Here is a 12,136-nt window from a genome sequence, read left to right on the forward strand (position 1 = left end):
TTTTTTAGATATATCGTCACATTTGCCATTTTTTTAAATTTTCTTCAATGATTTTGTTTTGAGTATCTAAATATCCAAGCCCTTGTAACCACCATTTTTTTTGATTTGTTAAAAAATCTTTTATTTTGTCTTTTTGTTCTAAATCGTTTAAAACCTCATAACGTAAAATTTCACACTCATTATGATAATGTATAGCTTGAGTAAGTTCATTAAAAAGTTTTATTTTTTTAAATTCAATAAAAAATTGAAAAAGATTTTTTTTGATTTTTTCTAAAGATTTGAAATTAAGTTCAGATTTATTTAGCTCATAGTCTAGTTTTTTAAGTTCGTTTTGACATTTTTTTATAAATAGTTCACTTTGTTTGACATTTTTATAAAGGAGTTTTTGTGTTTGTGATAATTTATTTTTAATTTCATGACTTGCTAAAGCTTTAGGTGGTTTAAAAGGTTTGCTTAAATCTTGATGAAGTAATGTTTCACATACTTCTTTAAAAGGTTTTTCTATAGCTCCTTCTATCCTAGCTCCTCCTTGGGTGCAATTATAAGTATTAATGTGTAATTTTTCTTTAACCCAAAAGATATCTTTTTCAAAAGCTTGTCTAAATAAATTCCAAGTAAGTTGAGTTCTAACCTTACCTTCTCCCCCATAAGCTGTAGTATAAACTTCTCCTTGAAGTTTTTCTCCTTGATTGCCATATATATGTTCTTTTGGATGAGAACTTCCATCTTTTGCATAAGCTAAATCTTGTCCTATGAAAATAATATTTTCATGTCTTAAAGCTGCAGCTAATTCATAGATCATATTTGCAACGCTAGCACCAACCCCAATATAACCAAATTCTTTAAGATTTAATGAAGCAGCAAAGTGTAAAGGACGATGAACTAGCATATACTCTCTATCATTTCTTTCTAAAAATTCAATCACTTCTTTATGAACCACTGAAGCTAGGATAAATAAAATGCCTTTATCAAATTCTTTAAAATCATTATCAAAACATTTAGAAACAATATCATCTCTTTCTAACATACAAACATAATCAGGCTTGATATTATGTTTTACTAGTATAGGATAAGCACTATCAGCACAAAATATACTTGCTTTACTAGCGTATTCTTTTAATAAAGGAAGTTGTTTAGTAAGGCTTGGTCCTGTTGAGACTATGATAGCGTTTTTGATTTTTCCCTTTTTGTTTTTTAAAAAATCTTGAAAAACCGCGTGATTTAAAAGTTTAGGGATGTTATTTAACATGTGTTTGATTCCTGTGATAGAATCATAAGGATCATTTCCTTTAGCTAAAACAATAAATTGAATATTTTCAATTAATTTTTGATTAAGTTCTTGTATTTGAGGAGAGTAAAATTTAAGGTAAAAATTATTATGGATAAAAAGATTAAAGATTTTAACACTTTTTTGTATATCTTTATACATAAAAAGTGTGTTAAGTTGAGCGGTGCTAAGACTAGGTGTATAAAAAAGTATTAATTTTTCATGTTTTAATTCTTGGGTGAAATCAATAAGATGAAAAGCAAGAGCTAAGATCTCAAGTTCATCTTCAAAAACGATAATGTGTTTATGGTTTTTATTTTTACATAAAGTTTTATAAAAAAGCCCATTGCCAAAACCATAAAAAAATAATACAGGATATTTATCATATTTATCTTTAAATAAGTTTAAATTTTCTAAAAGTTCTTGTTTGGGATTTTCATAAAGTAAAAGTTCATCTTTTATAAAATTTATACCATTTTCATTTTCTAGTATTTTAAAGTTTATTTTTTCTAAACTACGCAATTTATAAGCTAAAATTTGATCTACTTCAAATAAGGCTTGAGTGTTTTTTAAAAAAAGCTCTTGATTCACTTAAAATCACTTTCTTTTAAAGCTTGGGCAAATTCTATATCTTTAGTAGCTTTTTTACCTAAAAGCTCTTGATAAAATTTAGGATGAAGTCCAAAAGAAGGACGTACAGATTTTACATTGTGTTGGCTAAAAACTTCTCCTTTTTTAATATCTTTACTTGCATATAAACTTCTAGCAAAAACACGGTTTTTAAGACTTTTTTCATCTAAGATCAGTCTATCATCACCCAAAGCTTTTTCAGTTTGTCTGATCGCATCTACCATGCTTTTAAACTCCTTAAAATCAAGGCTAAATTCCCTATCTTCACTTTTTATGCTTTTATCGATAATAAAATGTTTTTCTATGATTTTAGCTCCTAAGCTTACTGCTATAATGGGGGCTAAAAAACCAAAACTATGATCACTTAATCCTACTTCAACTTTAAATTTTTCTTTTAGGCTTATTATGCTTTTTAAATTCATATCGCTAAGATCTGCAGGATAGGCTGAAGTGCATTTTAAAAAGATGAGATTAGGATTATTTTCTTCTTTGAAAATTTCACACACTCTACTTAGTTCTTCTTGGGTGGCTATGCCTGTTGAAATTAAAGTGGTTTTATTTTCTTTGGCAACATAGCGTATGAAATCTTCATCATTAACCTCAAAAGAAGCGATCTTATAAGCAATAGGATCAAAACGTTTTAAAAATTCTACATCTTTTTTTGCAAAGGGACTAGAAAAACATAAAATTCCTTCATTTTGTGCGGTTTCAAAGATTTGAGAATGCCACTCATAAGGGGTTTTAGCATTATCATAAAGTTCATAAAGTTTACGTTTATCCCAAAGTCCACCTTTGATGATAAAATCTTCTTTGTCGCTATTAAGAGTTAGGCTATCTGGGGTATAAGTTTGGATTTTTATAGCATCTGCTCCTGCTTGTTTGGCTGCTTTTATGCTTTTAAGAGCTAAGTCAAGACTGCCTGAGTGATTAGCACTAAGTTCAGCGATGATGAAAACTTTTTTGTTGGTATTAAAATTTCCTATTTGCATAATGTATTCTTAAATTTCTATTTTTATGTATAATTATATTATAAAATCATTAATTTATAATAATCATTTTATATTGTTATTAAAATCTACATCGGTTTTTTTATGTTATAATTTATATTTGTTTTAAAATTACTTGTAAAATAAATTTCAATTTTAACGATATATTGTAATGATTTTACATAAATAAGGAAGAGAAGGTGAAATTTTGTAAAAAATGCGTGATGCCAGATACTAAGCCTGATTTGCATTTTGATGAAGAAGGGGTGTGTGATGCTTGCCGTTCTCAAGAAGCAAAAAATCAAAAGATTGATTGGAAAGCAAGAGAGCAAGAATTTTTAGAACTTGTTAAAAAGCATAAAAAACATCCTGTTTATGATTGTGTGATTGGGGTAAGCGGGGGTAAGGATTCTCACTTTCAAACTATAAAAATGCTTGAATTAGGACTTAATCCTTTATGCGTTTGTTTTGAGCCTAGTGTGCCTACAAAAATAGGACGTAAGAATTTAAAGAATTTAAATAAATTAGGTGTAGATTTGATCCATATAAAAAGAAATCCTAAAGTATATAAAATTCTAGCAAGAGAGGGTTTTGTAAGAACAGGGGATACAGAATGGCAAAATCATTTAGGAATTTTTACAAGCGTTGTAAGAACAGCGGTTAATTTTGATATACCTTTGATGATTTGGGGTGAAAGCCCGCAAATAGAATATGGAGGACCTGCAAGCAGTAAAACAAGAAATACCCTTGATAGAACTTGGCTTGAAGAATTTGGAGGGCTTTTAGGAAATAGGGTTTCAGATATGATAGGTGTGCAAGGACTACTTGAAAAAGATCTTTATTTTTACACCTATCCAAGTGATGAAGAAATACAAAAAGTTGGTTTAACGGGTTTGTTTTTGGGGTATTATTTAAAATGGGATTACAAGGTCAATCTTAAAGTATCTCAAGAGCATGGCTTTTCAACTAAGGATCGTCCTGTTGAAACTACTTATGAGAATTTTGAAAATTTAGATTGTTATTCTAATCATGTGCATGATTATTTAAAGTATTGTAAATACGGTTTTGGAAGAGCTAGTGATAATGCTTGTTTAGACATTCGCTTAGGTTATATAAGCCGTGAACAAGGAGTTAAATTAGTTAATAAATACGATGGAAGAGTTCCTCATAAAGCCATTAAAAAATACCTTAAATTCAGTGGTTTTAATCAAGAAGAATTTCAAAAAATCGTAGATTCTTTTACCAATAAAAAAATTTTTAAACGCGATGAAAAAGGAAATTTTATAAGAGATTATGATGGATCTTTGGTGAAAAAAGATGAGTATATTTTAAAATGATAGCCATTATTGATTATAAAGCAGGTAATTTAAATTCAGTTATAAAAGCTTTAGATAAAATCGGTGCTAAAAATTTTATAGCACAAAATCAAGAAGATTTTAAAAAAGCAAGTAAATTGCTTTTACCTGGTGTGGGTTCTTTTAAAGAAGCTATGTTAAATTTAGAAAAATTTCATTTAATAGAAGCTTTAAAAGAACAAGTTTTAATACAAAAAAAACCTATTTTAGGCATTTGCTTGGGTATGCAGCTTTTTTTAGAGCAAGGCTATGAAGGTGGGGTTTGTAAAGGACTTGGTTTGATTGAGGGTGAGGTGGTAAAATTTGAAGATGATTTGGGTTTAAAAATCCCTCATATGGGCTGGAATGATCTTGATATTTTAAAAAAAGATCCTTTATATAAGGATATAGACAATAAAAGCGATTTTTATTTTGTGCATTCTTTTTATGTAAGATGCAAGGATGAATTTGTGAGTGCAAAGACCCAATATGGACATAAATTTGCATCATCTTTGCAAAAAGATAATATTTTTGCTACCCAGTTTCATCCTGAAAAAAGCCAAAATTTAGGCTTAAAACTTTTAGAAAATTTTACAAGGCTTTAGATGCTAAAAACAAGAATCATACCTTGTGTTTTGTTAAAAAATGGTCAACTTGTTAAAAGTATAGAATTTAAAAATTTTCGCACTATAGGGCATTTGGTAACATCTGTGAGAATTTATAATGCACGCAATGTTGATGAGCTTATTATCTTAGATATAGATGCCTCAACAAAGCAAGAAATAGACTTTGAAAGTATAGAAGATTTAGCTAAAGAATGTTTTATGCCTTTAACTATAGGCGGGGGTATAAAAACTCTTGAAGACATACAAAAAATTTTAAACTTAGGCGCAGATAAGATCGCGATCAATTCTAAAGCTTTACAAGATCGAAGTTTTATAGCTAAAGCAGCCAATCGTTTTGGATCACAATGCATAGTGTGTTGTATAGATGTTAAAAGAAAAAATGATAAATTTTGTGTTTATGATAGGGGAGATTTGGTGGAAATGAATCCTTTAGAGCTTGCTTTAGAGTATCAAAAGCAAGGATGTGGAGAGCTTGTTTTAACTTCGGTTGATTTTGAAGGTAAGGCCGGAGGTTATGATTTAGAGCTTTTAGAAATTTTTAAAAATAAACTTAAAATTCCATTGATTATTAATGGAGGTTTAGGTAAACCAAGTGATGCCATAAAGGCTTTAAATTTAGGTGCAGATGCTTTAGCGGGTGCTTATATTTTTCATTTTTCACAATACACCCCACAAGATATTAAAAAAGAGTTAATCAAAGAAGGTTTTGCACTTAGAAACTTATAATAATATATCTTTTATACTTGTTTTATTCTTTTTTCCAAAAATATTTTCTTTTAAGGCTTTTTTAAACTTCTAGGATGATAAAAATTGCAATCTTGCTCATGGATATTTAATATAATTTTATTTTATCGTAATTCCAAAGCCTAAAATATTAATTTCTTTCATCATATTCCTTAATGTTTAATTCCATTTTGATGATTTTATCATTATCATTTTGTAGTTCTTTAAAGCCAAATTTTTTGTGTAAATTGATTATTTGTTGATTTTCTTTAAAAGCTTCTAAATATAAAATTTCATATTTTTTAATATAAAAACAATAATAAATAGCAATATTTTCTAATACCCTGCCTATTCCAAAAATCAAACAAAAAGGATTAGCATAAAAACCAAATTCTATAGTATTGTTGTTTTTGATTTCAAAATTAATACTTCCTAAAATCATTTTTTTATATTTTACGCAAAAATAATATTTTTTTGTATTGCTTTTTAAATTTTTGATAAAAGATTTATGTTCAAGTTTGCTTATGTGATGTGTGTGATATAGGTATTTTTTAATTTCAAGATGATTTCTATAAGATCTTATTTTTTCTTTATCGATATAATTTAGATTGATAAAATTTTCTAAAATGATTTTGTCATTATTTTTAAAATAAAATAATATATTCTTTTTTTGAATTTCATATTTTATTAAGTCATTTTTCCAAGAAAACTTTGATGAAGATAGGGATTTTATTATATCCAAAATAAATCCTTTTTTTTATAAATGAGATAAATTATATCAAAAATTATTATAAACAATCATTAAGTGAAGTTTTTTTATGGATAATTTTTTAAGATTATTGTAATTTATATTTAGGGTTTTGTAAAATCATATAGTAAGATTTTGCATTTTCATCATTTATGATAAAATGATTTTTTTGATATAATCTTAAGGCTTTGTGGTTGTCTTTTAAGACTTCGGCTTTAAGTGTTTGAACTTTTAAAATTTCAAAGGCGTATTTTTTAATTTCATCCATTAAAATTTGTCCCTTGCCTTTTAAATTAGGTCTAGCATAAAGTCCAAATTCACATGAAATAGCATTTATATTGATAAAATCAATCACTCCTATACTTTCTTTATTTTGAAAAACTAAAAAATATTTTTTGCTTTGATCTTTTTTTAAGTTTTTGATAAAATGTAAATGTTCTTTAAAACTAAAGTGTTTGTTTTTCATAAATTGGCTAATATGATTATCATTACGCCATTTAAAAACTAGCTTTATTTCTTTCATGTTAAGTTGTGTGAAATTTTTAAGTTTAATTGCAGAGATAAATTCTATTTCATAGCCTTTTTGTTTTAACCAAAGGGCTAGTTTTTCTTGATTTTTAGCAAGGCAAATGGCTTTAAAATCAGCTTTTAAAAATAAGGCTTCATTGACTAAAGAACTTGCGCTAATGATAAGCTTATGGCTTTGATTCATTAATTTTGCAATATTGTTATGATCGATAAAAAGTGTAATATTATCATTTAAAGTGCTAAATTCTTGAAGTTTTCTAAGATTAGGATTTGAAGAGCTTGTTGCTATGCTTATGTTTTTTGTTTTTGGTAAGTTAATAGCAAGTTTTATAGAAAGATTTTGCGTGTCTGCTCCTCCCATGCAGATAAAAAAATCGTATTTTTTTTCTCTAGGTTTTTTAGCTTCTTGATAAAATTCATCTCTTATTAAAGTATAAGCACATCTTATTTCACATTGAGGAGGTACTAATCCTTTATAATCACTTGCTTTAGCATAAGCATTAACATTAAGCAATATATCACAATAATGAGGCTTTATTTCATCATCAAAACTTAGAATTTGAACCTTGGTTTCTTTTTTGATTAGTTTTTCATCTTCTATGTTAATATCATAATGATCTATGATTAAAAGCTCAAATTTTTCTTTTTTGATAAGATGGATAAGCTTATAAATGTTTGCACTTTTAAGTTTATAAACAGGATAAGGAATTTCATTAATTAAAGATCCTTTTAATGCTAAACAAGCAAAGCTTACATTTTTGTATTGTTTAGCTAGAACAAGATCACGCTTTATGTGTCCAAAGCCTATTTTGCTTGAGCTATCGCTTCTAAAAAGAACTTTCATGATTTAACTTGTAAAGTTTTTTTGCAAATTCTAAATCTTCTAAAGTATCTATATCGCATACTAAATTTCTTGGCAAGATGAAGGCACTAGAATGAGGTTTAAAGATAAAATCTTCTTCTAACCAAGCCTTGCTTTTTCCAAAATAAAAAGCCCCTGCATCATGATAAGCTTTTTTAAGATCTTGTGAGCGGATTTGGTAGTATTTTTCATCAAACATATGAATTTGATTGTTTTTATCAAGATAAAAAGATCTTTGTATAGGATAGTCAAATTCACTCACAGCAAATAAAAATTTGCTTTGATTTTGTATGAATTTTTCATAAGCTTGTATTAAAATGTCTTTGTTTAAAAGCGGGGCAGTAGCATAAAGGCAGCATACATTATCATAAAATTGATTATTATCTTGTAAGATTTTTATAGCATTTTGCACTACAGCAATGCTTGAAGTATGATCATCGCTTAAATTTTTATCGCGTTTAAAAGGGACTTTGATGCCATATTTTAAGGCTAAATTTATGATTTCTTCACTATCACTTGAAAGTATGATTTCATCAAAGAGTTTTGAATTTAAAGCATTTTCTATGCTATAAGCGATTAAAGGTTTGCCTAAAAAATCTATGATATTTTTTTTAGGAATTCTTTTTGAGCCATCACGAGCTGGTATTATACAAAGATTTTTCATTTTTAGCCTTGTTTTTTTGTCTTTTATTTTACTAAATTTTTAAGTATAATTGTCTTTAAAATACATAAAAAGGTTTTAAATTTGATCGTAAATGAAATTTTTGAAATTGATTCTTGTGATGATGCAGAGCTTGGTATAAAAAGAAGTTCTAAACTTGAATACCGAATAAGCTATGATGATGAAAAAGAAATCAAAGCTATAGTTTTTATAGTAGGAGGAGCTGGAGCTAATAGAAATATTTCTTTTTTAGACTTTGATAGAGAATGCCTTGCTAAAAAATTTGATGTATTAGTGGTTAATGTTTTTTATCATTGTTTTTTTAATAGAGAATCAAATGCAAAAAAATACAGTGCATTTAAAGCATTTACCCAAGAAGATTTATCTTCTTTATCTAGGGTTTTATTTGATTTTAAGATAGATGCTAGAGCTCTTAATGAAAATAATGTATATGAATATTATGAATTTCTTAATAATCATATAACAAAGTTAAAATCTGAGGGTAAATTAGCACAAAATTATCAAGTTTCATTTAGTTCAACTTTTATCCCTCCTAATGGGGATTATCAAAATTACGGTATTATGGCTGCTATTGATCATATTAATGCTTTAAAAGATTTGATAAAACGTTTTCCGCATTTTTCAAATTTACCTAAAATTTATGGAGGAGGGTCTTATGGGGGATATTTGTCTTTGCTTATAGCTAAAATTGCTCCTTGGTATGTAGATGGGGTGATTGATAATTCAGGATCTGCTTTGCCTATTTTAGCCTATATTATAGGAAGAGATATCAATCATCCTGAATTTATTTTTAATAATTATAATGTTTTAGTAGAAATGTTTATTAAAACCCATTGGACGAGAAAGGATGAGTATTCGCCTTATTTTTTTACCAATGATCACTATAAAATTCGCTCTTTATTAAATTCTCATCATTTAGCAATACAAGCTAGGAAGAATAAAAACATTATTTTTGTATCTTATCATAGTTTAAAAGATGAATTTAATACAGCCAAAGATAAACAAATGCTTTATCTAGCTTATAAGGAGCTAGGCTATGATGCAACTTTGCATTTAATAAGCAGTGAAGATGAAATTGATGGAAGATTTATCAAAGATTTAAAGCATGGGATGAGAATGACAGATAGGGCTTTATTTAGAAAAGAACTCCCTTTAATGCTTGAAAAATTACAAGGAAAAACTTTTCTTATGAAAGAAAATTCTATCACTTATCCTTGTGAGGAGCTTCAATTTGTTTTTAAAGGTGATGAAAATCATTTTAAATTAAACATTAAGTAATTAATAATAATTTCAATAAAATGGTAAAATATTACCTATTCATTGATAATTCAATCATATTTTTAATACTTTTGAAATTTTCAAAATTTTCAGCTTGGATGAATTCGGCTTTTAAGGGTTTTTGATAGAATTTTTCTATTTCAGCAACCAAAGACATGATATCAATGCTATCTATAATGTCCTCACTAAGAAGATTTTCCATGTTTTCATCTATATCTGGTCTATTGATATTGATAAAAAATTGTTTTATTTTTTCCATGTTTAATCCTTTGTGATTTTTAAAATTGTATTATCGCTTAAATTTAAAATTAAATCAAGATCATTGATTTGATAAAATAAAATTTCTTTTTCTTTACCTAACAGCTTTAGCTTAGGTTTAGGAATTCCACTTAAAATACCACAATCCATAGCTCTTAAAAAACGATATATTTTTTCTTGATTCCAAGATAGATTCAAAAAACCTTTATTTGGAAATTCTGATTTTTTATGATATTTCCCTTTTTTATTATTTTGAGTTATTGTTTTTGCATTTTGTAAATTTTGTAAAGCTTTTTTTAAAGAAGAAATAGCTAATTTATGTTGACTGTTTAAAAGACTTAAAGAGGTAAAATTATTATTAAGTTTAATTTTTTGTTGTATTAAAATCTCACCTGTATCTATGCTTTCTTCAACTAAATGCCAAGTAATTCCTGTTTGTTTGTCATTGTCCCATATGCTCCAAATGTGTGCATTACATCCTCTATGATAGGGTAATAAAGCATTGTGATAATTTATAATGATATTATTTTGAATACATTCTTTTTTAAAAATATAAAAATTATTTGCACTGATAATAAGACAGTTTTTAATATTTTTAAAAAAATCATTTAAATCATTTAAATCATTTAAATAAATGATTTCTTGATTAAAATAATCTTGTGTTATTTTTTGACATTCTTTTGCAACTTTTCCTGCGCCTATGATATAAATATTTTTAAATTTCTCCACCCAACACCTTCCTATCTATCTTTCCATTTTGATTTAATTTAAAATGATCTATTTTAATAAACTTTTTAGGAATCATATAAGAGGGTAATTTATCATTTAAAAATGCCTTACAATTGATCTCATTTTCACTCTCATAAAAACAAATAATATCATCTTTAAATATACAAGCACTGTTTTTAATTTCTGGGTGTGAATTAATAATACTTTCTATTTCTCCAAGTTCTATTCTATGTCCCATATATTTGATTTGATTATCTTTTCTTCCATAGCATAAAAGTTCACCTAAAGCATTATAAGCTACTATATCTCCTGTTTTATATAAAAGATCTAAATAATTATCATGTAAGGGATTTTGTATAAAAGCTTTTTTACTTTTTTCTTTATCATTATAATATCCTAAAGATAAAGAAGTCCCTCTTACATAAAGTTCTCCTTTAATACCTACTTGATCTTGATTGATTAATTTATAATCTTCATCAAAGACTAAAAGCTCTGTATTCTTACAAGCTTTACCTATGGGTAAGAGTTCATCATCATTAAATTGTCTATCTATTATGTAGTATGAGCAAACATCAGTAATTTCTGTTGGTCCATATAAATTGGCGAATAAAGCATGGGGTAAGTGTTTTCTCCATAGGTTTAATTGTTTATTGGGCATGATTTCACCACAAAATAAAATTTTCTTTAGTTTAATATTGTCTGTTTTTAAAGTATTAGTATTTGCAAAATATATCAAAACAGAAGGAACCCAAAATATAGTATTTACTTCATGTTTGATTAAATAATGAATAATCTTATTAGGAAAGGCAAAAAGAGCATTAGGCAGTATATGTAAAGTAGCTCCTGCTTTAACACTAGAAAAAATATCTAAAACACTATTATCAAAATAAAAAGGTGCTTGATTAGCTAAAATTTCATTCTCATCAAAATTAAAAGTTTCACATACCCAAAAAGTATAATCAATAACACTTTTATGACTTATGCTTACTCCTTTTGGAATTCCTGTACTCCCACTAGTAAAAAGTACATATAATAAATTCGTATCAATATGTTTTTTTCTAGCCTTTTGAATTAATGTTTCATCAATATTAAAATTTTCAAAGTCTTGAGTATAAAGAGTAGGAAGATTTAAATTAAGTTCTAATTCTTTTGCAGTGATTAAAAGTTTAGGCTTTAAAATTTCTATGACTTTTTTTATTCTTTCTTTTGGAGTTTTCTCATCAAGCAAGGTATAAAAATTCCCACTTAAAGCTACTCCAAAAAAAGCAATCAAACAATCAATGCTTTTAGGTAAAATGATTAAAATAGGAATTTGTATAGTATTATCATGAAAGTCTTTTAAGATCTTACTTGCTAGTTTTTTACTCATAAGATGAAAGTTTTCATAAGTAATAGATTTTTGATTAAATTCAACAAATAAGTTTTTATTAGCATATTTGTTTACATTATTTTCTAAGAAATCATAGATGTGAGTTATCATGGTGT

General features: G+C 26.9%; 12 protein-coding genes and 1 pseudogene. 4 read left to right on the top strand and 9 right to left on the bottom strand.

From position 1 onward, the window contains the following. Window positions 1–16: 16 nt before the first annotated feature. Window positions 17–1,858, bottom strand: coding sequence for a motility associated factor glycosyltransferase family protein (locus A2J15_RS00475; protein ID WP_066776026.1), 1,842 nt, complete (start codon window positions 1,856–1,858; stop codon window positions 17–19). After that, entirely contained in the window at window positions 1,855–2,886 is a 1,032-nt protein-coding gene (pseI, locus tag A2J15_RS00480; RefSeq protein WP_066776030.1) for a pseudaminic acid synthase, read from the bottom strand. Before pseI ends, A2J15_RS00475 begins: the two co-directional genes overlap by 4 nt. Window positions 2,887–3,083: 197 nt before the next feature. Here pseI and pseA point away from each other — a divergent pair, with 197 nt between their 5' ends. The 3 genes from pseA to A2J15_RS00495 are packed head-to-tail and all read left to right on the top strand — an operon-like array spanning window position 3,084 to window position 5,569. After that, the gene (gene pseA, locus A2J15_RS00485) at window positions 3,084–4,220 is read left to right on the top strand and encodes a pseudaminic acid biosynthesis protein PseA (protein ID WP_066776033.1); all 1,137 of its coding nucleotides are present in this window, start codon (window positions 3,084–3,086) and stop codon (window positions 4,218–4,220) included. Further along, a complete protein-coding gene (hisH, locus tag A2J15_RS00490; RefSeq protein WP_066776036.1) occupies window positions 4,217–4,822 on the top strand; it encodes an imidazole glycerol phosphate synthase subunit HisH in 606 nt (201 codons plus the stop codon). The genes pseA and hisH overlap by 4 nt, the downstream gene beginning before the upstream one ends. Next, window positions 4,823–5,569, top strand: a complete 747-nt coding sequence (locus tag A2J15_RS00495; protein ID WP_066776039.1) for a HisA/HisF-related TIM barrel protein — start codon at window positions 4,823–4,825, stop codon at window positions 5,567–5,569. Between the two features lie 148 nt (window positions 5,570–5,717). Here A2J15_RS00495 and pseH (A2J15_RS00500) read toward each other — a convergent pair whose 3' ends face one another. The 4 genes and pseudogenes from pseH (A2J15_RS00500) to pseF form a co-directional block, all read right to left on the bottom strand. After that, entirely contained in the window at window positions 5,718–6,308 is a 591-nt protein-coding gene (gene pseH / locus A2J15_RS00500) for a UDP-4-amino-4,6-dideoxy-N-acetyl-beta-L-altrosamine N-acetyltransferase (protein ID WP_152778824.1), read from the bottom strand. A 94-nt stretch (window positions 6,309–6,402) separates the two neighbouring features. Further along, the gene (pseH, locus tag A2J15_RS00505) at window positions 6,403–6,837 is read right to left on the bottom strand and encodes a UDP-4-amino-4,6-dideoxy-N-acetyl-beta-L-altrosamine N-acetyltransferase (RefSeq protein ID WP_083074255.1); all 435 of its coding nucleotides are present in this window, start codon (window positions 6,835–6,837) and stop codon (window positions 6,403–6,405) included. A 39-nt stretch (window positions 6,838–6,876) separates the two neighbouring features. Then, window positions 6,877–7,686, bottom strand: a pseudogene (gene pseG / locus A2J15_RS00510) (UDP-2,4-diacetamido-2,4,6-trideoxy-beta-L-altropyranose hydrolase); the annotation flags it as partial. Then, entirely contained in the window at window positions 7,670–8,368 is a 699-nt protein-coding gene (gene pseF, locus A2J15_RS00515; protein WP_066776042.1) for a pseudaminic acid cytidylyltransferase, read from the bottom strand. The gene pseF and the pseudogene pseG, both read right to left, overlap by 17 nt. A gap of 81 nt (window positions 8,369–8,449) precedes the next feature. Between pseF and A2J15_RS00520 the strand changes: the two genes are divergently transcribed. Continuing rightward, the gene (locus A2J15_RS00520) at window positions 8,450–9,664 is read left to right on the top strand and encodes a DUF2920 family protein (RefSeq protein WP_066776045.1); all 1,215 of its coding nucleotides are present in this window, start codon (window positions 8,450–8,452) and stop codon (window positions 9,662–9,664) included. 31 nt (window positions 9,665–9,695) lie between these two features. On the opposite strand, the gene A2J15_RS00525 is transcribed toward A2J15_RS00520, so the two are convergent. The 3 genes from A2J15_RS00525 to A2J15_RS00535 are packed head-to-tail and all read right to left on the bottom strand — an operon-like array spanning window position 9,696 to window position 12,131. Then, window positions 9,696–9,923: an acyl carrier protein gene (locus A2J15_RS00525; RefSeq protein ID WP_066776046.1), complete on the bottom strand. Its 228-nt coding sequence runs from the start codon at window positions 9,921–9,923 to the stop codon at window positions 9,696–9,698. Between the two features lie 2 nt (window positions 9,924–9,925). Beyond that, window positions 9,926–10,651 (bottom strand): formyltransferase family protein, encoded by a 726-nt coding sequence (locus tag A2J15_RS00530; RefSeq protein ID WP_066776050.1) that lies wholly within the window; start codon window positions 10,649–10,651, stop codon window positions 9,926–9,928. Continuing rightward, window positions 10,638–12,131: an amino acid adenylation domain-containing protein gene (locus A2J15_RS00535; protein WP_066776053.1), complete on the bottom strand. Its 1,494-nt coding sequence runs from the start codon at window positions 12,129–12,131 to the stop codon at window positions 10,638–10,640. Before A2J15_RS00535 ends, A2J15_RS00530 begins: the two co-directional genes overlap by 14 nt. Window positions 12,132–12,136: the final 5 nt, after the last annotated feature.

Source organism: Campylobacter hepaticus (assembly GCF_001687475.2).
Lineage (GTDB): Bacteria > Campylobacterota > Campylobacteria > Campylobacterales > Campylobacteraceae > Campylobacter_D > Campylobacter_D hepaticus.